We start from the raw sequence: 22094 nt of genomic DNA, 5'->3' as shown, positions 1-22094 counted from the left end.
TGTTTCTCCATAACCTCCTAGAAAATAGCTCTGCCTGTGCGGTGTTTCCGCTGTCCGCCGTGACCCCTGTCAAACAGACGGCAGGTCAGAGTTTTAAAAAAAATATAAACAGGCATAATTAATCAATTCTATACTATTATAGCACACTTGACTTAAAATTTCAAGTCCTATATATTATATATAAGGAAAGAAATTGTAGTGCTACAATAGATATTGGACAAAATTAAGAAAAAAGAAAAGAGAGATAGGCAAAAATCTGATAAAATAAAGTTACCACACAAATACAAATCAGAAAGGAAGCCTATCTCTCATGAATAGTATAACACAAGATATGAAGTTTCGTCAATCCTTAATGAATTACGCAAAGAAATATGGAGTGAGCCGAGCGAGCAGAAAATACAATAAATCACGTTCATATATATATTTCTGGCTGAAACGCTGGGACGGAAGTGTGGAGTCCCTTGCAGTTAAATCACGCCGACCGCATCATCATCCCAATGAGCATACCAAGGAAGAAATAGATCTTATCAAAAGGTATCACAAACGGAACCCGACACTTGAGCTTCCCGAACTATGGCATCGTCTCAGAAAACAAGGGTATACACGCTGTCTTGAAAGTCTTTACAGGGTTATGAAAAAACTAGGAATGCTTCCGAAAAAGCCGAAGAAAGCGACGTATAAACCAAAGCCATACGAGCAGATGACATACCCCGGAGAGCGTATTCAGGTGGACGTAAAGGTAGTTCCGAGAAAGTGTATAGCTGACCCAGAGATGAAGCTGTACCAATACACGGCGATCGATGAGTATACCAGGATAAGATTTTTATACGGATATGAGGAGCAAAGCACCTATTCTTCAGCAGACTTTGTAAAAAGGCTGGTGAAATGGTACAAACGCAGAGGAATAACGGTGAAATGTATTCAGACCGACAATGGATTTGAATTTACTAACCGCTTTTCGCTAAGCAAAAGAGACAAGAAAACGCTGTTTGAGAATACGCTCTCACAACTTGGCATTGAACACAAACTCATTCGTCCATATACGCCCAGGCACAATGGCAAAGTAGAGCGCAGTCACCGAGAAGATCACAACAAATTCTATTCGTGCCATAGGTTTTATTCCTGCGACGACTTAAACGTGCAGCTAGCTGCACGTTTAAGTCGAACAAACAACCGTCCTATGCGTCCCCTCAAATGGTTTTCGCCTATCGAATTTCTTAATAATAGTGTCCAATATGATTGACAAACCTACATATATATTATATATAAGGAAAGAAATAAGGAGAAAAAGTATGTTTTTCAAAGATAAGAAAAAACACTTAATACAGATAAAATTTATATTTGGCACACAATATATTGTATGCTCATTAAAAAGGAGGACGTAAGCGGCAGGTTTTTCGGACAGTAAGCCCTCCAAAGCAAAGAAAAATAATATCAAAAAAAATATAAAAATATTATGAACAGGCTTGACAAATGGTGTGTGAATGAGCTATAATATTAAATTACAAGGGCTTTTTTCATAGCGATATTGTAATTTGCTGTGACCCTATAAGTTTAAACATCTCCGAGGACGTTTTTTTGTATAAAATGACGGAGTGTTGAAAGCGGAAGGAGGAGAATTCGATGAAAAGAACATATCAGCCTAAAAAGCTTCAGAGAAAGAAAGTTCACGGCTTCATGAAGAGAATGTCTACTGCTAACGGCAGAAAGGTACTCGCAAGAAGAAGAGCAAAGGGCAGAGCTAGACTCAGCTACTAAGAGATACAGGCAGTTTCTGATGATAAGTCTGACAGGCATTATTCAGGCGGTTAGTTACGCCTGAATCGATGTCCCTAGGCAGTTGTATTTAAGCGTCGTTGGACGCTGCCTCAGATGACCTATATACCATTCATTGATTTGCATGGTATTGGGTCTTTATCTTTTTTTGGCAAAATTGCCGTGAAAAGGCGAAAAGAGTAAAAACAGTACACAATGGGGAAATGAAGATGCTGTTCACAACGGTTTTAAAGGATAACAAGGCATTTTTAAGGTGCTATAAAAAGGGAAGATTTTGTGCAGACAGTTTTGTAGCAGCATATTTTTATCCCAACGGCAGCCCATACAACAGGCTTGGCATAACGGCGGGCAAAAAGCAGGGTTGCGCAGTAACGAGAAACAGAATTAAGAGAATAGTAAGAGCCGCCTACAGACTTAACGAGGCGGAATTTCCGCTGGGCTATGATATAGTTTTTGTGGGAAGAAACGATATAGGGGAAAAGAAAACTCAGGATATTGAAAGATTTATAAAAAAAAGACTCATAAAAGAGATGAATAAGCCTGTTCCAAAGAATAACAGGTCAGGCAGGGCAAAGAGAAAGTAAAATGAGTAAACTGGCTCAGCTGCTGATAAGGTTTTATCAGCGATTTATAAGTCCTCTTTTCGGACCAAGGTGCAAGTATTATCCAAGCTGTTCGGCATATGCGCTGGAGGCTTACAGAAAACACGGCTTTTTTAAAGGCACGCTGCTCACTGTATGGAGATTGCTTAGATGCAATCCGTGGAGTCTGGGAGGGGTTGACTATGTTCCTGACAAGCTTACCACTGAGTATTTTAAAATCAGAAAAAAATAAGCCTGAGAGCTTAATCAGATATATAGGTTATCAATATGACAAATAATTGATCTGGAGGATATTAAATGGGTATTATTGCGACCCCTTTGGGCTGGATAATGAAGGGCTGCTATTTTGTATGCAAAAACTACGGAATAGCACTGCTGCTTTTCACTATCCTTACAAGACTTATAGTATTTCCGCTTAACGTCAAGCAGCAGAAAAGTACGGCAAGAATGACCATGCTTCAGCCTGAGCTTGAAAAGATAAAAAAGAAATACGCTAAAAATCAGCAGAAGATGCAGGAAGAGCAGATGAACCTTTACGCCAAGGCAGGCGTAAACCCTATGGCAAGCTGTTTGCCAATGGTCATCACAATGGTCATTCTGTTCGCTCTTATCCCTGTTATTTACGGACCTCTTACCTACGTTTCAAACGCAGATAAAGAGGAGCTTACAGACTCAAACAACATGATATCGAATCTTTATGTTGTCAGTGCTGAGGTAAAAAGCAAGGATACTACTATAGAAAAGCTTATTGAAAAGTTTGAGAAAGACGGTGCTACTGAGGACGAAGCTTATGATAAGCTTGAAAAGCTTTTTACAGACAAGGACAAGTATCCGAAGTCTGCAAAGGCACTTTCTAATGACAACAAGATATCGAACGTTATGGATGCTATTAAGGCTCATAATGATATAGATACTTTTATTCTTAACGAGAATTACTTCTCCACAAACCTCATTCAGTCAAGACCTGAGCTTATGACTTTCGTTTTCACTGAAAAAGAGGGCGGACAGTATGCAGATGTGCTTCCAACAAGCGTAAAGGCTGCGGCTGAAGATTTCAACTACAGCATTTTCGGACTTTTCCTTGGAAAGATACCAACAATGAAGGATCTTTCATGCATTATCCCTATTGTATCAGCACTTTTACAGCTTATAGTGACATTCGTTTCACAGCATTTTGCAAAAAAGAACAATCCTGACGCTGCAAATATGGGCGGAATGGGAATGAAGATAATGCTTTATGGTATGCCTATCTTCTCACTGTGGATCGGTTTCAGCTATCCGGCAGGTCTTGGTCTTTACTGGTGCTATTCTTCACTGTTTGCACTGGGACAGACTATCGTACTCAATAAGATCTACACACCTGAACACGTTGCAGAGCTTGTTCAGAAGGATATAGCAAAGCAGAAAAAGAAGGGCAAGCCTACTCTTATGGAGAAAATGGCTGAGGCTCAGATGATACAGGCTGGTAAGGATCCTGCTGAGATCAGAAAGTCACTTTCTGACGATGAGGATTACGATGAGCCTAAGAAGAAAACAAAGACGGAACTTAAAGACGAGCAGAGAAGACGTCTTAACGAAGCCAGAAAGAGAATGGCTGAGAAATATGGCGACGAATATGACGATTCACAGGATTGACCTGTTGTTGACTAAACTTTTTTAGCGAGAGGAGCAGAAAAAAATGAAACAGATCTTTACAGCCGCAACTGTAGACGAAGCAAAGAACAAGGCGGCAGTTGAATTTGGAACAGAAGTAGAAAAGATCACTTTCACAGTTCTTGAAGAGCCTAAAAAGGGCTTTTTCGGAAAGATCAAGGGTGAGGCAAAGGTAGAAGCTGAATATGAGCCTGAAACAAAGGTAGAAACTGTAACTGAAAAAACAGAGGCTGTTGAAGAAAAGGCAGAAGTTCAGGAAGAAGTCAAGGCAGAGGCAGAGTGGAGCGGCACTTTGCAGAAAAAGGCTGACTGTGCAAAGGAATATATACTCAATGTTATAAAGGCAATGGGCATAGAAAACACAGAAATCGAGGTAACAAAGCTTGAAAACGGCGCACTTTTTGAGATAAAGAGCGAAGAGTTCGAGAAGCTTATCGGCAAGAAGGGCGATATCCTCGATTCACTTCAGTATCTTGCATCACTTGTATGCAACAGGATAGACAGAGAATATTTCAGAATATCCACAGATTGCAATGGTTTCAGGGCAAGAAGAAAGACCCAGCTTGAAGAGCTTGCAAGAAAAATAGCAAACAACGTAAAGAGAAGCGGTCGTTCATCAGCTCTCGAGCCAATGAATCCATATGAGAGAAGGATCATTCACGCTGCTGTATCAGAGATCGAGGGTGTAACATCTCAGTCAAAGGGTGAAGAGCCATGGAGAAAGGTAATAATCAGCTCTACAACACCTAGAAAGTATGACAACAGAGGCGGATACAAGAAGAACGGTGGCAGAAGAAGAAACAATAACAATCGCCGTTCAAAAGGTTTTGACATCACAACAAGCTTTGAAAAGGACTACAAAAAGCCAAAGCCTGAGGACACAATGAAGGATTCAGGTCTTTACTCTAAGATAGAGTTCTAAATTAAAAATGACAATAAGAAAACACGCTGAACAAAAATTCAGCGTGTTTTTTTTGCTATTTTGCTTGTTTTTATTGTAGGGGACGGCGCCCCCGACGTCCCGCTTATCTATGTTTCGGTTTCAATATCATTTGTATTTTTTTTACACAATGTTCGGCGTAAAAATTTATAACATTGTCTGCTTCTTTTCATTGGTGACCAATCCAAGTCTAGCCGCTTCGATGTCGGGCTGTCGAGGGCGCCAGCCCCTACACATTTGTGTCTACAGTTTGTCCGCCGCAAAATCGCTGTCGCTCTTTGCGGATTTTACTTTGTATAAGAAACTACAAAAGCGGTGCAGAGATTTGTTCTCCGACACCGCTTTGTATTTTGATTTAGTTTGTATTATAATTTTTTCTTTTTCATTTGACCCTTGTTGCGTGGATATTTCTCAGGCGTTTCAGATACTTTTCTTATGAGGATAAGCGTTCTGCCGTCGCCTGTTGGAAGTTCATAGTCAAAGACCTCTTCGACCTTTCCTCCCAGTATCTTAATAGCATTTTTAGCCTCTTTCAGCTCATCATTTCCTCCTGAGCCTTTCAATGCAACGAAATATCCTCCGACTTTTACAAAAGGCAGGCAATACTCGCATAGGTCGCTGAGGTTTGCCACCGCTCTTGCTGTGGCAATGTCAAATTGTTCACGGCACTCCATGCTTCTGCCAAGCTCCTCTGCTCTGCCATGTATACAAGTTGCACCAAGGTCAAGACTGTCTGAAAGCTGTGCAAGAAAATTTATCCTCTTATTAAGGCTATCCAAAAGTGTAAGCTTTATATCGTCACGGACGATTTTCAGTGGACAGGACGGAAATCCTGCCCCTGTGCCGACATCTATTACCGTTGCATTTTCTTTTACCTCGAAAAGTGTGAAAGGATAAACGCTGTCAAAAAAAATGCTTTATTGAAATTCCCTCAGGGTCAGTGATAGCAGTAAGATTTATTTTCTCGTTCCATTCACAAAGCAGATCTGCATAAGCTTCAAAGCGTGAATAATCACTGTCAGATATTGTTATATCATAATTATCAAAAAGCTTTATAAAATCGTCCTTAGAAATAAGCTTTGACATACTATTCCTCCCTATGGTCATTCTTTGATGAGAGCCATACCAAAAGCACACCCACGTCCGCAGGGTTTACTCCGCTGATTCGGCTAGCCTGACCAACTGATACAGGCTTTATCTTATTGAGCTTTTCAATTGCTTCAAGTCTAAGACTTTTTATATCATTATAGTCAATATCCGCAGGCAAAGCCTTTTTCTCTAGCTTTCGCATAGCCTCCACCTGTTCAAGCTGTATCTTTATATAGCCGTCATATTTTATCTGCAATTCTACCTGCTCTTTTACTTCTGCTGAAAGCTCAGGTCGTTCCTTATCGAAAGGAGCAAGACCGTCATATGACACCTGTGGTCTGCGGATAAGCTGAGCAAGCTTTATGCCGTTGTTGAGAGGGTCAGTGCCTACAGATTCAAGATAGGCATTTATCTCAGGATTTGGCGCAATATTTATTTTTGAAACACGCTTTATCTCAGCGGCTATCTGTTCATTTTTGTCAAGCAAATGCTGATATCTTTCGTCTGAGATAAGCCCTATCTCATGACCTATAGGCGTGAGCCTTATGTCAGCGTTATCTTGTCTTAGCAAAAGTCTGTATTCGCTTCTTGATGTGAGCATTCTGTAAGGGTCTGAACAACCCTTTGTCACAAGGTCGTCAATAAGAGTGCCTATGTATGAGGATGCTCTGTCAAGAATAAGCTGTTTTCTGCCGAGAATTTTCAGTGCGGCATTTATGCCTGCGATAAGACCTTGTGCGGCGGCTTCTTCATATCCCGAAGTGCCGTTGAACTGACCTGCGCCGTAAAGACCGTCAAAAGCCTTGAACTCCAGCGTAGCAGAAAGCTCTGTAGGGTCGCAGCAATCATATTCTATGGCATAGGCATTTCGCATTATCTCAACGTGTTCAAGTCCTTTTATAGTGTGCAAAAATTGAAGCTGAACGAACTCAGGCAGTGATGACGACATACCTTGTAGATAATATTCGTCAGTGTCAAGACCCATTGGCTCAATAAAAAGCTGATGCCTTGGCTTATCCGAAAATCTCATTATCTTGTCCTCAATAGACGGACAGTATCTTGGACCAATAGCGTGTATCCTACCCGAATATATAGGTGAAAGATGTATGTTATCTCTTATTACCTTGTGTGTTTCTTCATTTGTATAAGCAACATAGCATTTGACTTTATTTTCAAGTTTTTCATGATTATCAAAAGAAAATGGCGTTATATCATCGTCACCGCACTGAACTTCAAGCTTGTCAAAATCTATGGAACGCTTGTGTACACGGGCAGGAGTGCCTGTTTTGAAACGTCTTATTGTCATTCCTGCCTTTTTAAGACATTCTGTCAGACTGAGTGCAGGCAAAGTTGCGTCAGGACCGCTTGAATATGATACTGCACCCACATGGACAGTGCCGCCAAGGTAAGTTCCCGTTGAGATAACAACAGCTTTGCAGTCATACTCAGTGCCAAGCTTTGTACGCACACCACGGACAGTCTTGCCGTCCTCCTCAAATAAAATATCAGTTATCTCAGCCTGCTTCAGATAAAGCCCGTCAGTATCTTCGATAGTCTTTTTCATAAGCTTATGATATTCAACACGGTCTATCTGCGCCCTCAGACTATGAACGGCAGGACCTTTTCCACGGTTGAGTATCCTGCTTTGCAGAAAAGTTTTATCCGCCGCCTTGCCCATTTCTCCGCCCAAAGCGTCTATCTCACGAACAAGATGTCCCTTTGCAGTTCCGCCTATAGAGGGGTTGCATGGCATATTGGCAACACCGTCAAGTGTTATGGTAAAAAGTGCCGTCTTTAGTCCAAGGCGTGCCGCCGCCAAAGCCGCTTCACAGCCTGCGTGACCTGCACCTACCACAATAATATCAAAATATTCCTTTTGCATAATAAAACCACCTGTCTGAAAATAAGACCATATAAATTACTTTCCTACGCAGAATTTTGAAAATACCTCGTCTACCACCGCTTCTGTAGCTTTTTCTCCTGTTAGCTCCAAAAGTGCATTTGCGCCATTGTCTATCATCACAGTAACAGCGTCCAAAGTCTCTCCCATATCAAGGCTTTCAAGAGCCATGGCAAGATATTTTCTTGCACGTTCTGCACAGGCTATTTGACGCTCGTTTGCAAAAATCGTGCTGTCAGCGTCATATCCGCCAATGCCCAAAAGCTTCTCTGTGGCTTTTTGCAGCTCTTCTCTGCCCTCGTCAAGCTTCGCAGAAATCTCTATCACGTAGTCTGAATATTTTTCAAGCTGAGACCTTTCAACAACATTTTCAAGGTCAGACTTGTTGAGAACTATGATAACTTTCTTTCCTAGCTTTTTCACATATTCAAGAAGCTCCAAGTCTTCCTCGTCAAGCTCTCTTGAAATGTCGAAAACTTCTATCACAAGCATAGCGTTTTTAAGCTTTTTCTTTGCGATATCAACGCCTATTTTTTCAACTTCATCATCAGTTTCATGTATACCTGCAGTGTCGGAAAGCTTCAAAATAAGCTCGCCAAGCTTTGCACTTTCTTCGATAACATCTCGTGTAGTGCCTGCCACATTTGTGACTATGGAGCGGTCATATCCCAACAGCATATTCATGAGTGTCGATTTTCCAACGTTCGGCTTGCCTGCGATAACAGTGTCAACACCGTTTTTCAGTATCATACCGCTGTCATGATCTGCTATTATTTTATCAAGCCCTGCCAAAGCGTTTTTAAGGCTCTCTCTGAGATTATCCTCAGATATCTCAGGCAAGTCCTCCTCTGGATAATCCACCCATGCCGCAAGTTCACCTAGTATTGTGACAAACTTTCTTGACATATCAGAAATCAGCCTGAAAAGCCTGCCCTCTTTTGTAAGATTTGCAGAATTAAGTGCATATTCTCCCTGAGCGGAGATAGTTTCCATTACACCCTCAGCCTGAGTAAGTGAAAGCTTTCCGTTGAGAAAAGCCCTTTTTGTGAACTCGCCCCTCTGAGCAAGCTCTGCACCCTGTTCAATGCAAAGTCTGAGAACTTTTTTTGTAACATATATTCCGCCATGGCATGATATCTCGCAGACGTTTTCACCGGTGTATGACTTAGGCGCACGGAAAACCGTCAGAACGCCGTCATCAACTTCTCTGCCGTTTTTGTCAACTATTTTTCCGTATGCACAGGTATAGCCTGCCATGTTTTCAACACTTTTGCATGACAGCGGTTTAAAAACTTTCGCCGCTATGCAAACGGCATTATCACCGCTTATTCTTATGACTGATATACCGCCCTCAGCGAGTGGTGTCGAAACTGCACATATATCTTTCATTTTTACCTCTTTTTACTCCGACAGAGCCTTTCCCTGCCATGAATTTCTTCTTCCCATTTCCTTGTCTATCTCGTTCATAACGCAGAATTTTTTCAAACTCCACAAAGGTGCAACAAGGTCGTCCTTTGCACCGTCACCTGTCACACGCTGTATTACTATCTTCGCAGGCAGAAGCTCCAACTGGTCGCAGACGATATTGACATACTCGTCCATTTCAAGCGCTCTGAACTCTCCACGCTCATACATCTGCGCAAGCACAGTGCCTTTTAAAACGTGCAGAAGATGTATCTTAATGCTTTGTATATCAAGCTGACCGAGAGTTTTTGCTGTTTCAAGCATCATATCCCTATCCTCATCGGGAAGCCCGTCGATGATATGCACGCACACATTAACGTTGCGTTTTCTCAGCATTTCATAGCCTTTGAGAAAATCCGCAAAAGTATGACAGCGGTTCATTTTCAAAGCCGTTTCGTCATGTATAGTCTGCAAGCCAAGCTCTACAGTAAGAAAAGTTTTTTCAGCAAGCTCACCAAGGAGATCGGCTTTTTCTTCGTTGATGCAATCTGCCCTTGTTGCGATAGAAAGCCCTGCCGTATTTTCAAATGACAGGGCTGTATAAAACATTTTTCTCAGCGTTTCAACGTCAGCATAGGTGTTTGAGCCTGCCTGAAAATACGGTATGCACAGCCCCTTGCTCCACTTCTTGCTCATTTTCTCCCTTATCTCTTTGTACTGAGTAAGGATATCCTCATGAGGGTCGCCTGCAAAATCTCCGCTCATTTTTGCCGAGCAGAACACACAGCCCCCCACACCTTTTGTGCCGTCTCTGTTCGGACAGCCAAGGTCAATATTAAGCGGTATCTTGAAAACCTTAGTGCCGAACTTGTGCCTTAGATAATAATTGTAGGTATGATATCTTTTATTGTCATCAGAATAAGGAAAAGGGTTATCAAATCTGCTATTCATCTGACGGTCCCTCAGTTTGCTCGGTGGTAGGTTCTGTAGTTTCTGTCGGCCGAGTTGTGGTCTCAGTTGCCTTTGTTGTGGTCGTGGTAGTAGTAGGACCAGGCTGTACTATAGGCTCAGTTTCGGTGACAGTATAGTAAGGCTTGTCATTATTTGTGGTAGTGGAAGCCGTTGAAGTCGTTGTGGTGCTTTTAGTTTCCTCTGGTCTGTCAATAGCAGTGGTAGTTGTTGTTTTTTTCTTGTCCTCTTTTTTCTTTGTGGTAGTTACTTCACCGTCCTGCGGTTTTGCAGTGGTGGTGATAACATTTTCGTCAGGATCATCACTGTCATTATTAGTCGGATGATCGAAGCTGTTGTGGTTAGAATCAGTATTGTCAGGAGTTTCCTTTATAGGGTCAGTGACCTTATTGCCGATACCATAAATAAGAGAGATACGCTCCTCAACAGCTTTCATGGCGTCAGGAAAAGGTATACTATTATTATAAGAGTCCTCCAATGCCTGAGTGTAATCCCCTGAAAAGAAAGTCTTGAATGTTAAAGACAGATTGTTGTCCTCCACAATGTCGCTTCCTGAAACTGAAATAAAGAATATGCAGGCAAATAGCATTATGACCGCTATGGAAAGAAGATTTATAAAGCTGTAATGCTCCTCCAAATTCGTTTTGGCAAGCTCTTCAGCCGCTTCCTCCGCAGCCTCGCATTCCTCCGGTATCTCATATTCATCGTCACCGTGAACGATATTGAATCGTGTAATTTTCTTATCCATTAGTATTTTCCTCTTTTTATGCCGCATATTCCGCCGCAAGTGTTATAACGCTCACTGCAAAAACAAGCACTGTCATAATGGTCTTTGTTATCATAACTCTGCCATAAGCCGCCTGAGACTTCTGTGAAAGCTTTTTAAAAATCTTGCAGAAAGCCCTTTTTGCAGGTGGGCAGACAATAAAGAACGATATTACTATAAGGGTGATATTTTTCAGCACTGCACTTTTTACAGACACGCTCAAGGTGTATTTCACATTTACTCCTGCAAGTGCAAAGAGCCATTTTTTGTAGCCATAGAAGCTGTCAAAATAAAGTCCGCCAAAAATAACGAGTGCAGTGAGTACAAGATAGATATACTTCACAAGGTCAGGCAGCTTTGAAAGCGGTCTTTCAAGAAACAGCTTTTCAAGGATACAAAGCACAGCCGCACAAAGTCCGACGATAATGAAATTCACCTTTGCCTGATACCATATAGAAAGAGCCAGACCGCAAAGTATATAGCACACAAAAGTAAAGACCTTGTTCATGTTTTTTTTGCAGCAGAAAACCTCGCTGAAAAAGTCAACAACAGTTGTGTTGAAGCTTTTTATCATACCAGTGAAAAGTCCGTCAGCTTCGATATTTGTATAGTTGTCAGGATAAACAAAGCCGTTTGTAAGACCAAGACCATTTGCCATATCCGAAAGTCCTGTGAAAAGAAAATAATACTGAGCCAGGAATGACAGCATACCAAGCCAACAGCCAAGGGTAGTTATCTCTTTGCCGTTAAGTCCTGCAAGCTTTATCTGTTCAAAAACGCCTGCAAGAAGCACCACCTTGCCAAAACCAAAAACTATCTTATTAAGCCCCTGGTTGAGCTTTGCTCCTGTGATCTCACGATGCCTTATCTGTGGCTCAATATCACCGTATCTCACAAGAGGTCCCACAAGCATGAAATGCAGTGACACCATATAAGTCAAAAGGCAGAAAATGTTTTTTTCTGCTTTGCAGTTGCCCTTGAAAACGTCATAGACATAAGAAATTCCTCTGAGCATATAATAACCCATACCAAGTGGAAGTATGGTAGCGTCAAAACTGAGCTTTTTTACCTTATTATAAAGGATATTCTGTCCGAATATCAGCATAAGAGATACGTTCATTATAATATCCAGCACTAAAAATATCCTGCAAAGGGCTTTATTTTCACGGTTTTTTGAAATAATAAGACCAAATATCCAATCGAGGATAACTGACAGGAAAATAAGACAGAACACAAAAGGTCTGCCCCAACTGAAAAACAGCAGGGAACAAACTATCAGAATGAGGTTTTTATATTCTGCGCTTCTGTCGAAAAGCGAAATAATGGTCATTATCGGGAACATTCCCAGTATAAATATAAGATCGGAATAAACCAAAATAAATTGCTCCTTAATATTTGTATGTGTTAAAATATTTTTATATTTTTTTTACTTATGATTTATACCTATAATTTTATCACAATTCACTAAATATAGCAAGCAAAATTATAAAGAAAATCTAAATTTTTCAGTTTTCTTCAAAAAGTATTTGCAATTAATAAAAACTGTGGTATAATTATAGTAAATAAATGTGCAATTCTACTTGGGGAAGGAGTGGCAGAGTTGGCTTCAATTTTAGTTACAGGAGCAAGCGGAATGATAGGCTTGTACCTTACATCCAGCTTACTGCACAAAAAGCATCGTGTATTCGGTATAGATACACGCAAAAATGAGTTTATTGGAACTGATCCAAACTATACTTTTATCCAGTGTGATATTACAGATAAGGACGCTATTACAAATGTAATCGATAGTAACAAGATTGATGTTGTCGTGCATCTGGCAAATTCTGTAGATAACGATATAGATCCATATGTAACAGACGCTGAGATGAAAAAGAGCAAGATATGTGATAAGTTCATATATGCGGCTGCAAACAAGGCTGAGGTAAGGAGTTTTATCCTGCTCAGCACAACAGCAATATATGGTGTACAGAAAGGCAGAGAACCAATAAGGGAAACTGCTCCTGAAAAGGGAAATTCAAACTATGCAGATCTTAAGATGACATCTGAGAAGATAATGCAGAAGGAATTTAAAAAGTCTGAAACTATACCTGTTATTGCCAGAGTAGCTCCTATTTATGACGCTGAGTATACACAAAATCTGAGAGACAGAGTATTTGACGCAAAGGAAAATGTTGCATACATATTCAATGATGGAGAATACGGTTTTTCATTCTGCTGTGTATTCAATCTTATCGACTTTATAAATGGTATTATCAATGTACCGTCAGGAAGATATGAGGGAATCTACAATCTTGCTGATTCAAGGCTGATAACGGCAAAAGAGATAATTGATTATGAAAAGGAACATCACCGCATAGGTGCAGTTATCCAGAAATCACCTGGAATGGGACTAAGCATCAACAAAGGTAAGATGAAAACTGATTATCGCTATTTTGACCCATCTATCACATTCAACAACTGGAACATAGACAACACAAGGGCAAAGAGAATAGCACCTTTCAGATGGACACTTTCAAACACAAAATAAACTCACAAAGGCAGTCCTAGGGCTGCCTTTTTTGTATTGTTCCATGTGGAACATTTGATAAAACAGGAGAGCTAAGATATCATGGAAAGCAATAGGTTAGTTAAAATAATATGTGTTGTCTGTGCGGCAGGCTGTTGTCTTTCCTCTTGCGGAAGCACAGGGGAAGAAAAGCCCAAAAAGCTTTCAAGCGTCAGCACAGGAGTCACCACAACTGTGACCACAAATAAAAAGTCTGCCGAAACTATCACGGGTTCAGTGACTACTATACAAACAGCAGCGACTTGTACAAAGATAGTTTTTGATGGCGGCTATACCCTTTTTGCAAATGTGCATGGTGGATATACTCTTATAAACAGTTCAAATGAGATAGTGAACTCTTTTGAGATAACCGATGATAACGGTGATAAGCTTGTACTGACTTGTGACGGAAATACTGTCACTGTCACTAAGAACGGAAAAAAGGTAAACTCGTTCAGTTATAAAGGCACAAGGATAATAATATCAGCCAACGAGGTCTACTATGCAAACACAAAGGTGACATATGTTGATGAAAGCTTCAGCAGCTTTAACGTAACTGACAAGGTGACTATAAGGTGTATCGCAGAGAACAAGTTTGAAATTGTAAAAGACGGCAAGACAGTAAAGAAAGCTACTGTAAAAGATGTGAACGGCTCAAAGTATGTGCTTGAAGCCATGGATAAGGGCATGGAGATAACAAACACTGATAATGAGCTTATGGAATCCATAGTGGTAGGCAATAACTACATAAGCGTGTCAGGGGATAAGGTTATCATAAACGGAAAGACCATGCGGCCACCTCACAGTGCAGATATAAAAGCTGTGACTACAACTGTTACTACAACAACGACAACGGCTACTACTACCACAACGACTTCAAAGAAAACCGAAAAGAAAACGCAAACGCAAACTGAAACTGTTACCGAGCCTGTGCAGGAAGAACAGCCTTCTACTCCTCAGCCAGCCGAGCCTACTGAGCCTGATTCAAGCACAAATATGTCAAATAGAAATCTTTCTGCTGAAACATCTGAAATGCTTGGCTATGTAAATGAAGTTAGAAAACAGTATGGTTTAAGAGAGCTTGAGGGACTTGAGCTTCTCGACTCTGCGGCAGATGTGCGAGCAAACGAGCTTTTGGAAAATTATTCTCATGACAGACCTGACGGCAATTCATACATCACAGCTATAGAAGAAACTGACCTTCCTGAATGGCGTGCGGCGGCTGAAAATATCGCATATGGTATGAACAGCATGACCACAGTAAAAGAAGCCTTTGACGCATGGATGAATTCACCGCCTCATAGAGAAAATATCCTCAACCCTGATGTGCGTTACATGGCGTGCGCAAAAGCTACAAAGTCAGAAAACGGGGAATACACCTATTGGGAACAGCTTTTTTACAGCGATATATAAAAAAATTCGGACAGACTTTTGAGCCTGTCCAATTTTTTTTGTTCCATGTGGAACATTTTATTCTGCCTGCTTTTCCGATGGTATCTTTATAATATATTCGATATAATCCTCATGGTCGATACGTTTTGCGTCAGCATTCACTCCTGCCATTCTCATAACATCTATCGCCTTATTGACACTGTTGAAAAACAATCTTACATCTTTTAACATAGCCGCTCTTTTGTGATAGCTTGCACGCTTTTCATCATCTTTCAGAAGCTTGGCTATATATTTTTCCAATGTGTCAACTGTCCACCCACTTTCCGCTGCTTTGTTCAACACAGCAAGCCTGCGGTCATTATCTGTGATCTTTAGCAAAGCCCTTGCGTGACGTTCTGACATATTGTTATCGAGAATTATTTTGCGTTCCTCAGCGTTAAGTTTCAGAATACGAAGCTTGTTTGCAACTGTGGATTGAGCAAGTCCCAGACGAATAGCCGCAGATTCCTGAGTCATGCCATATTTTGTGATGAGCTGAGAAATTGCTTCGGCTTCTTCAAAAAAGTTCAGGTCACAACGTTGGATATTCTCTATAAGTGCAATGACCTGCGAACGTTCCTCTGTAGCGTTGATAAGTATGCATGGCACTGACCTTAGTCCTGCAAGCTTTGCCGCACGCAGACGCCGTTCGCCTGACACAAGCTCAAAAGTACCATTCACTCTCCGTACTGTGAGAGGCTGAATGATACCGTCCTGAGAAATGCTTTTCGCAAGGCTTGTCAGTTCGGCAGGTGAGAAATATCGCCTTGGCTGAACAGGGTTCGGCCTTATCTCTCCTATGGAAATGTCGATTATTTTGCCTAACGTCTGATAGGGTGAAGCCCTTTGTGATTCGTCAGTTTCTTCGCTGAAAGCTTTTGTTAATGTTTTTGGGAAAATGCTCATTTTTTATACCTCCGTTTCGTTTTAAAATAATCATAACACTTCACGATCCTCAATTCTATATTTTATTCAGAAAACTTTTCTGCTCTTTATGACCTTGATTTTGATATTGGTACTTTATTCTTTGTATTATTTTCTAAATTGTCATGGGCTTTGTCGGATAAAGTAAAAATCTGATTTGTTCCATGCGGAACATTTTCAAGAAAATTTGTAAAAGGGTCTTTTCAAAAGTGAAAAATTGTAGTATAATAAATATGATATAATTCTACTAAGAAAAGAGGTCAAGAATATGGGGAAAATAATTGCCGTTTCAAATCAGAAAGGCGGCGTTGGAAAATCTACTACTGTTGTAAATCTTGCAGCGGTTTTTGGATTAAAGGGCAAAAAAGTCCTGATCGTTGACTTTGACCCACAGGGTAATACTACCACAAGCTTTGGTATAAAGAAAAAAAGTATCAGAAATACAGTGTTTGATGTAATATTTGAAGAATGTTCGATATTTGAAGCTGTCGTGCCAACTTCCTGCCGTGGAGTTTCAGTTGTGCCGACAACTCAGGACCTTTCAGGTGCTTCTGTGTCACTTGTGAACGAAAAGGACAGAGCAATGAAGCTTCGCAACGCTCTCATACCTGCAAAAGAATTTTATGACTACATATTTATAGATTGTCCCCCAACTCTCGATATGCTCACAATAAATGCACTTGCGGCGGCTGATTCTGTACTTATCCCTCTCCAATGCGAGTTTCTTTCTTTGGAGGGTCTTGTTGAGCTTCACAATACTATCAACAGAGTAAAGGTTTCTTTCAATCCTGATCTTGATATTGAGGGCATTTTGTTTACAATGTGCGTTGAAAGATACAAGATAACAGGTCAGATAATAAGCGAGGTCAAAAAACACTTTGCAAAGGAAGTCTTTGAAACTACCATTCCGAGAAACGTTGCCTTGTCGGAAGCCCCAAGCTTTGGTGAACCGGCTATTTATTATGATAAGAAGGCAAAAGGCTCAAAGGCATATGAAAATCTTGCAAAAGAAATAGCTAAAAGAGAAAAGAAAAAAGCGGCAAAGAATAAAGAAAAATAAAAAAAAAATAATGTTCCACATGGAACATTGTATGTTATAATGTGAAAGGAAAATACAATGGCTAAAAAAAGCAAAATGGACAGAGGCTTGGATAGCCTGTTCTTTGATAATTCTATAGATGAGGTCACACGATCTGATAGTGAATCGGTAAAAAATGATGATGGCGATAATGGCATTTTCACAGTAAGAATATCTCTTATTGAGCCTGACAAAAATCAGCCGCGTTCTGAGTTCGATGAGGACGCTCTTAATGAGCTTGCGGAAAATATCAGACAGCATGGTGTTTTGCAGCCTATACTTGTAAGACCTCTTGACAATGGGGGATATAAGATAGTTGCAGGCGAGCGCAGGTGGCGTGCGGCACGTCTGGCTGGACTTGATGAGATACCTGTTTATATAAAGGAGCTTACCGATCTTGAAGCCGCTGAGATATCCCTTATTGAAAATATCCAGCGTAAAGACCTTACACCTCTTGAAGAGGCCGCAGCTTATCAGACTCTTATGGAAACCTATGGTCTTACTCAGCAGCAGGTAGCAGAAGCTGTTGGACGTTCACGTTCCGCTGTGGCAAACTCTATCAGACTTCTTTCCCTTAGCGAAAATGTGCAGAAAATGCTCCGTGACAAAAAGCTCACCGAGGGTCACGCAAAGGTGCTTGCAGGCGTTGCGGATAAGGATACTCAGGAGAAGCTTGCCACAGAGTGTATAGAAAAGGGCTGGACGGTAAGAGAGCTTGAAAAAGCTATCGCCGCTTTGGAAACAAATAAAAAAGCTGAAAAGAAAATAAAGCGTACTATCACAAATCCTATGTATACTGAGTTTGAGATAAGAGTAAATCAAGCTACCGATAAGCTTCGTGTAAGTTTAAGCGAGGATAAAAAAGGCGGCTCAAAGCTTGATGTAAAATTCAGCTCTGATGTTGACGTGGATAAGATACTCAATGCCCTCGCCGAACTTCTTATGAACTGCTAGTTTTATAATTTATATATATAAAAAATGTCTGTTTCGGCAGGCATTTTTTTTATCTCCGTAATACAGCACGTCTGAAATATGAGGAAGTCATAACTAACCGAAAATAGGGGGTTTACAGCGTATAAATCAAGAAAAAATGTGGTAAAAGGTCTTTACAAATTGAAAAATAAGTGGTATACTATAAGAGTTAAAACAGATGTATCCTGAGAAAGTTTGTTACAGCTTACTTTTGAAGAAAATATCTGCTGTCCTTAAACAGACGTGCTTGAAAAAGTACGCTAAAAAGGAAATTTGAGTTTTGAGCTTTTGCTTGAAATATCGAGAAAGGAATGATTCTAAAATGGCAAGAAAAATGAAAACCATGGACGGAAACAACGCTGCTGCTTGGGCGTCATACCCATTTACAGAAGTTGCTGCTATCTATCCAATCACACCATCATCTGTTATGGCAGAAGTAACAGACCAGTGGGCTGCCAAGGGTAAGGAAAACCTGTTTGGCACTCCTGTAAAGCTTGCAGAAATGCAGTCTGAGGCAGGTGCTTCAGGTACAGTACACGGCTCACTTGCAGCCGGTGCGCTCACAACAACATATACAGCATCACAGGGACTTCTTCTTATGATCCCTAACCTGTATAAGATCGCAGGTGAGCTTCTCCCTTGCGTTATCCATGTATCTGCAAGATGTGTAGCTTCACACGCACTTAATATTTTCGGCGACCATTCTGACATCTATGCTTGCCGTCAGACAGGTTTTGCTATGCTTTGTTCTTCAAATGTACAGGAGGTAATGGACCTGGGTACAGTTGCTCACCTCTCAACTATCGAGGGCAGAGTACCATTCATCCACTTCTTTGACGGATTCAGAACATCTCACGAGATCCAGAAGATCGAGACATGGGATATGGAAGACGTAAGAGATATGGTTGACTTCGAGAAGGTAGAGGAGTTCAGAAAGAGAGCTCTTAACCCTGAGCATCCTGTACTTAGAGGTACAGCTCAGAACCCTGATATCTTCTTCCAGGCAAGAGAAGCTTGTAACCCATACTATGACGCTATCCCTGGCATCGTAGAGGATTACATGAACAAGGTAAACGAAAAGATCGGCACAAACTACAAGCTGTTCAACTACTACGGCGCACCAGACGCTACACACGTTATCGTAGCTATGGGTTCTGTTTGTGACACTATCGAAGAAACAATTGATTACCTCAACGAGAAGGAAGGCACAAAGCTCGGTCTTGTTAAGGTTAGACTTTACAGACCTTTCCGTGCTGACAAGCTCGTTGAAGCTATCCCTTCAACTTGTGAGCAGATCTCAGTTCTTGACAGAACTAAGGAGCCAGGTTCTGAGGGCGAGCCTCTTTATCTTGACGTTGTTGCTGCTCTTAAGGGTACACAGTTCCATGATGTAGCTATCGCTTCAGGCAGATATGGTCTTGGTTCTAAGGATACAACTCCTGCACAGATCAAGGCTGTTTACTGGAATGCAAGCTGGAAGGATACATATAAGCCAAGATTTACTATCGGTATCGAAGACGACGTTACAAACCTCTCTCTCGAAACTGAGGGCAAGCTTGACTCTGCTCCAGCAGGCACAACTGCTTGTAAGTTCTGGGGTCTTGGCGCTGACGGTACTGTTGGTGCAAACAAGAACTCTATCAAGATCATTGGTGACCATACAGATCTGTATGCTCAGGCATACTTTGCATATGACTCTAAGAAGTCAGGCGGTGTAACAGTTTCTCACCTGAGATTCGGTAAGACACCTATCAAGTCAACATACCTTATCAATCAGGCTGACTTTGTTGCTTGTCATAACGAGTCTTATATCACTAAGTACAACATGGTACAGGATATCAAGCCAGGCGGAACATTCCTTCTGAACTGCCAGTGGGAGCATGAAGAGCTGGATAAGCACCTCCCAGGTCAGGTAAAGAGATATATCGCTGAGAACAATATCAAGTTCTATACTATCAACGGCGTTAAGATCGGTAAGGAGATCGGTCTGGGCAACAGAATAAACACTGTTCTTCAGTCTGCATTCTTCAAGCTTGCTAACATCATTCCTATCGACGACGCTATCAAGTACATGAAGGACGCTGCTACAGCTTCTTATTCTAAGAAGGGCGACGCTATCGTTAAGATGAACCATGACGCTATCGACGCTGGATGTCAGCAGGTTCACGAAGTTAAGGTTCCTGCATCTTGGAAGAAGTGCAAGGATACTCCAATGGGTATGCCTGCCGCTAAGTGCGCAGATAAGACACTTCAGGACTTCGTAAACAACATTCAGATCCCTTGCAACGCTCAGGAAGGCGACAAGCTCCCTGTTTCAACATTCACAGGTATGGCAGACGGTACATTCCCACAGGGTTCTGCTGCATTTGAGAAGAGAGGTATCGCTGTTGACGTTCCTGCATGGAATGGTGACAACTGTATCCAGTGTAACTTCTGTTCATATGTATGTCCACACGCAGTTATCAGACCTGTTGTAATGACAGACGCTGAGCTGAAGAAGGCTCCTAAGCTTGCTCAGGAGAAGGCAGTAGCTATGACAGGTATGCCTGGTTACAACTTCGTAATGACAATGTCTGCTCTGGACTGCACAGGCTGCGGTTCTTGCGTAAATGTTTGTCCTGGTAAGAAGGGCAACAAGGCTCTCAGCATGATGCCACTTGAAACTCAGCTCGCTGAGCAGGAAGTATTCAACTATGGTCTTACACTTGCTGAAAAGCCAGAAGTATTCGAGAAGTTCAAGGCAACAACAGTTAAGGGCTCACAGTTCAAGCAGCCACTGCTTGAATTCTCAGGCGCTTGCGCAGGCTGCGGTGAAACACCTTATGCTAAGCTCATCACACAGCTCTTTGGTGACAGAATGTACATTGCTAACGCAACAGGCTGTTCATCAATTTGGGGTGGTTCAGCTCCTTCAACTCCATACACAGTAAACAAGGACGGCAAGGGTCCAGCTTGGGCTAACTCACTGTTCGAGGATAACGCTGAGTATGGTTACGGTATGTTCCTTGCACAGTCAACTATCAGAAACAGAACTATCGCTAAGGTTCTTGAGCTGTCTAAGACAACTAAGGCTGCAGCTCTTAAGAAGGCTTGCGAAGAGTATCTTGAAACAGTAGATGACGGCGAGAAGAACTCAGCAGCTACAGATAACCTTATCGCTGCTCTTAAGAAGACAAAGAATAAGGCTACTGAGGAGATCCTTAAGGACGCTGACTATCTGAGAAAGAAGTCAATGTGGATCTTCGGCGGTGACGGCTGGGCTTACGATATCGGATTCTCAGGCGTTGACCACGTTATCGCTCAGGGCGAGGACGTAAACATCTTCGTATTCGATACTGAGGTTTACTCAAATACAGGCGGACAGTCATCTAAGTCAACTCCAACAGGTGCTATCGCTCAGTTCGCAGCAGCTGGTAAGGAAGTTAAGAAGAAGGATCTCGCAGGTATCGCAATGTCTTACGGCTATGTATATGTAGCTCACGTTGCAATGGGTGCTGATTACAATCAGTGCATCAAGGCTATCCACGAGGCAGAGTCTTATCACGGCCCTTCAATCATCATCGGTTATGCTCCATGTATCAACCATGGTATCAAGGGTGGTATGTCAATTGCTCAGACAGAGGAGAAGAAGGCTGTTCAGGCTGGTTACTGGCATCTGTACAGATTCGACCCACGTCTTAAGGCAGAGGGCAAGAATCCATTTATCCTTGATTCTAAGGCTCCAACAGCTGACTATAAGGACTTCATCATGGGCGAGGTACGTTACAACGCACTTGCTAGACAGAATCCTGAGAGAGCTGAGAAGCTCTTTGGTAAGGCTGTTCAGAACGCTAAGGACAGATATGATTATCTGCTCAGATACGCTAAGCTTTACAATACTGAGGAAAAGTAATCTAAGTTACTATAAAAAAGACGCTCATGCACTTCGGTGCGTGGGCGCTCTTTTTTTACCACAAAAAAAGGGTACTGCCACGTTGACAGTACCCTTTATGTATGCAGTGGCGAACAGCGTTCGACCGTTTCTTTTATCGCATGGTTAAAA

General features: G+C 41.6%; 19 protein-coding genes. 11 read left to right on the top strand and 8 right to left on the bottom strand.

Annotation, left to right across the window (positions count from 1 at the left end; genetic code table 11):
- The first annotated feature begins 310 nt into the window (after window positions 1-310).
- From RBI_RS10490 to jag, 6 genes are all read left to right on the top strand, one after another.
- Window positions 311-1243: an IS481 family transposase gene (locus RBI_RS10490; RefSeq protein ID WP_038672795.1), complete on the top strand. Its 933-nt coding sequence runs from the start codon at window positions 311-313 to the stop codon at window positions 1241-1243.
- Window positions 1244-1623: 380 nt separating this feature from the next.
- The gene (gene rpmH, locus RBI_RS10485) at window positions 1624-1758 is read left to right on the top strand and encodes a 50S ribosomal protein L34 (protein ID WP_022287187.1); all 135 of its coding nucleotides are present in this window, start codon (window positions 1624-1626) and stop codon (window positions 1756-1758) included.
- Between the two features lie 227 nt (window positions 1759-1985).
- Window positions 1986-2360 carry a ribonuclease P protein component gene (gene rnpA, locus RBI_RS10480; protein WP_038672794.1) on the top strand — a complete coding sequence of 125 codons (375 nt, stop codon included), beginning with the start codon at window positions 1986-1988 and terminating at the stop codon, window positions 2358-2360.
- Window position 2361: 1 nt separating this feature from the next.
- Window positions 2362-2610 carry a membrane protein insertion efficiency factor YidD gene (yidD, locus tag RBI_RS10475; RefSeq protein ID WP_022287185.1) on the top strand — a complete coding sequence of 83 codons (249 nt, stop codon included), beginning with the start codon at window positions 2362-2364 and terminating at the stop codon, window positions 2608-2610.
- A 65-nt stretch (window positions 2611-2675) separates the two neighbouring features.
- Window positions 2676-4013 carry a YidC/Oxa1 family membrane protein insertase gene (locus RBI_RS10470; RefSeq protein ID WP_046439590.1) on the top strand — a complete coding sequence of 446 codons (1338 nt, stop codon included), beginning with the start codon at window positions 2676-2678 and terminating at the stop codon, window positions 4011-4013.
- Window positions 4014-4056: 43 nt separating this feature from the next.
- The gene (gene jag / locus RBI_RS10465; RefSeq protein WP_038672792.1) at window positions 4057-4953 is read left to right on the top strand and encodes an RNA-binding cell elongation regulator Jag/EloR; all 897 of its coding nucleotides are present in this window, start codon (window positions 4057-4059) and stop codon (window positions 4951-4953) included.
- Between the two features lie 383 nt (window positions 4954-5336).
- Here the strand turns inward: jag and rsmG are convergent, their stop codons facing one another.
- From rsmG to RBI_RS10435, 7 genes are read right to left on the bottom strand one after another with little or no spacing between them, the layout of a single operon-like run.
- Window positions 5337-5825 (bottom strand): 16S rRNA (guanine(527)-N(7))-methyltransferase RsmG, encoded by a 489-nt coding sequence (gene rsmG / locus RBI_RS10460; RefSeq protein WP_272481056.1) that lies wholly within the window; start codon window positions 5823-5825, stop codon window positions 5337-5339.
- A 49-nt stretch (window positions 5826-5874) separates the two neighbouring features.
- Window positions 5875-6057 (bottom strand): class I SAM-dependent methyltransferase, encoded by a 183-nt coding sequence (locus RBI_RS15455; protein WP_272481041.1) that lies wholly within the window; start codon window positions 6055-6057, stop codon window positions 5875-5877.
- Between the two features lies 1 nt (window position 6058).
- Window positions 6059-7942 (bottom strand): tRNA uridine-5-carboxymethylaminomethyl(34) synthesis enzyme MnmG, encoded by a 1884-nt coding sequence (gene mnmG / locus RBI_RS10455; RefSeq protein ID WP_167539804.1) that lies wholly within the window; start codon window positions 7940-7942, stop codon window positions 6059-6061.
- A 36-nt stretch (window positions 7943-7978) separates the two neighbouring features.
- Window positions 7979-9349 carry a tRNA uridine-5-carboxymethylaminomethyl(34) synthesis GTPase MnmE gene (gene mnmE, locus RBI_RS10450; protein WP_038672788.1) on the bottom strand — a complete coding sequence of 457 codons (1371 nt, stop codon included), beginning with the start codon at window positions 9347-9349 and terminating at the stop codon, window positions 7979-7981.
- 12 nt (window positions 9350-9361) lie between these two features.
- Window positions 9362-10315 carry a TIGR01212 family radical SAM protein gene (locus tag RBI_RS10445; RefSeq protein ID WP_038672786.1) on the bottom strand — a complete coding sequence of 318 codons (954 nt, stop codon included), beginning with the start codon at window positions 10313-10315 and terminating at the stop codon, window positions 9362-9364.
- Window positions 10308-11081 carry a hypothetical protein gene (locus RBI_RS10440; protein WP_038672784.1) on the bottom strand — a complete coding sequence of 258 codons (774 nt, stop codon included), beginning with the start codon at window positions 11079-11081 and terminating at the stop codon, window positions 10308-10310. The genes RBI_RS10445 and RBI_RS10440 overlap by 8 nt, the downstream gene beginning before the upstream one ends.
- 16 nt (window positions 11082-11097) lie before the next feature.
- Complete coding sequence (locus tag RBI_RS10435) at window positions 11098-12474, bottom strand: acyltransferase (protein ID WP_038672782.1); 1377 nt, start codon at window positions 12472-12474, stop codon at window positions 11098-11100.
- Between the two features lie 225 nt (window positions 12475-12699).
- Between RBI_RS10435 and RBI_RS10430 the strand changes: the two genes are divergently transcribed.
- Both RBI_RS10430 and RBI_RS14250 read left to right on the top strand, forming a co-directional pair.
- The gene (locus RBI_RS10430; protein WP_038672779.1) at window positions 12700-13629 is read left to right on the top strand and encodes an NAD-dependent epimerase/dehydratase family protein; all 930 of its coding nucleotides are present in this window, start codon (window positions 12700-12702) and stop codon (window positions 13627-13629) included.
- 81 nt (window positions 13630-13710) lie between these two features.
- The gene (locus tag RBI_RS14250; RefSeq protein ID WP_051706783.1) at window positions 13711-15060 is read left to right on the top strand and encodes a CAP domain-containing protein; all 1350 of its coding nucleotides are present in this window, start codon (window positions 13711-13713) and stop codon (window positions 15058-15060) included.
- A gap of 57 nt (window positions 15061-15117) precedes the next feature.
- Here the strand turns inward: RBI_RS14250 and RBI_RS10420 are convergent, their stop codons facing one another.
- On the bottom strand, window positions 15118-15984 hold the full coding sequence (locus RBI_RS10420; protein ID WP_038672776.1) for a ParB/RepB/Spo0J family partition protein: 867 nt from the start codon (window positions 15982-15984) through the stop codon (window positions 15118-15120).
- 286 nt (window positions 15985-16270) lie between these two features.
- On the opposite strand from RBI_RS10420, the gene RBI_RS10415 reads away from it, so the two are divergent.
- The 3 genes from RBI_RS10415 to nifJ all read left to right on the top strand — a co-directional run bounded on the left by RBI_RS10415 (window position 16271) and on the right by nifJ (window position 21944).
- Entirely contained in the window at window positions 16271-17062 is a 792-nt protein-coding gene (locus RBI_RS10415) for a ParA family protein (protein WP_022287173.1), read from the top strand.
- 57 nt (window positions 17063-17119) lie between these two features.
- Window positions 17120-18034, top strand: a complete 915-nt coding sequence (locus tag RBI_RS10410) for a ParB/RepB/Spo0J family partition protein (RefSeq protein WP_022287172.1) — start codon at window positions 17120-17122, stop codon at window positions 18032-18034.
- Window positions 18035-18374: 340 nt separating this feature from the next.
- Window positions 18375-21944, top strand: a complete 3570-nt coding sequence (nifJ, locus tag RBI_RS10405; protein ID WP_038672774.1) for a pyruvate:ferredoxin (flavodoxin) oxidoreductase — start codon at window positions 18375-18377, stop codon at window positions 21942-21944.
- The last annotated feature ends 150 nt before the right edge of the window (window positions 21945-22094 follow it).

Origin of the sequence: Ruminococcus bicirculans (ex Wegman et al. 2014) (assembly GCF_000723465.1) — a bacterium.
Lineage (GTDB): Bacteria > Bacillota > Clostridia > Oscillospirales > Ruminococcaceae > Hominimerdicola > Hominimerdicola aceti.
The sequence above is the reverse complement of the archived record's forward strand: the minus strand, read 5'-3'. Positions and strand labels throughout refer to the sequence as shown.

What these genes read in the sequence shown, in the direction of transcription:
- yidD (WP_022287185.1), top strand. Translation starts at nt 2,362, where the DNA reads ATGAGTAAACTGGCTCAGCTGCTGATAAGGTTTTATCAGCGATTTATA.
- jag (WP_038672792.1), top strand. Translation starts at nt 4,057, where the DNA reads ATGAAACAGATCTTTACAGCCGCAACTGTAGACGAAGCAAAGAACAAG.
- rpmH (WP_022287187.1), top strand. Translation starts at nt 1,624, where the DNA reads ATGAAAAGAACATATCAGCCTAAAAAGCTTCAGAGAAAGAAAGTTCAC.
- rnpA (WP_038672794.1), top strand. Translation starts at nt 1,986, where the DNA reads ATGCTGTTCACAACGGTTTTAAAGGATAACAAGGCATTTTTAAGGTGC.
- mnmG (WP_167539804.1), bottom strand. Translation starts at nt 7,942, where the DNA reads ATGCAAAAGGAATATTTTGATATTATTGTGGTAGGTGCAGGTCACGCA.
- RBI_RS10490 (WP_038672795.1), top strand. Translation starts at nt 311, where the DNA reads ATGAATAGTATAACACAAGATATGAAGTTTCGTCAATCCTTAATGAAT.
- RBI_RS10415 (WP_022287173.1), top strand. Translation starts at nt 16,271, where the DNA reads ATGGGGAAAATAATTGCCGTTTCAAATCAGAAAGGCGGCGTTGGAAAA.
- RBI_RS10470 (WP_046439590.1), top strand. Translation starts at nt 2,676, where the DNA reads ATGGGTATTATTGCGACCCCTTTGGGCTGGATAATGAAGGGCTGCTAT.
- RBI_RS10410 (WP_022287172.1), top strand. Translation starts at nt 17,120, where the DNA reads ATGGCTAAAAAAAGCAAAATGGACAGAGGCTTGGATAGCCTGTTCTTT.
- nifJ (WP_038672774.1), top strand. Translation starts at nt 18,375, where the DNA reads ATGGCAAGAAAAATGAAAACCATGGACGGAAACAACGCTGCTGCTTGG.
- RBI_RS10420 (WP_038672776.1), bottom strand. Translation starts at nt 15,984, where the DNA reads ATGAGCATTTTCCCAAAAACATTAACAAAAGCTTTCAGCGAAGAAACT.
- RBI_RS10440 (WP_038672784.1), bottom strand. Translation starts at nt 11,081, where the DNA reads ATGGATAAGAAAATTACACGATTCAATATCGTTCACGGTGACGATGAA.
- RBI_RS15455 (WP_272481041.1), bottom strand. Translation starts at nt 6,057, where the DNA reads ATGTCAAAGCTTATTTCTAAGGACGATTTTATAAAGCTTTTTGATAAT.
- mnmE (WP_038672788.1), bottom strand. Translation starts at nt 9,349, where the DNA reads ATGAAAGATATATGTGCAGTTTCGACACCACTCGCTGAGGGCGGTATA.
- RBI_RS10445 (WP_038672786.1), bottom strand. Translation starts at nt 10,315, where the DNA reads ATGAATAGCAGATTTGATAACCCTTTTCCTTATTCTGATGACAATAAA.
- RBI_RS14250 (WP_051706783.1), top strand. Translation starts at nt 13,711, where the DNA reads ATGGAAAGCAATAGGTTAGTTAAAATAATATGTGTTGTCTGTGCGGCA.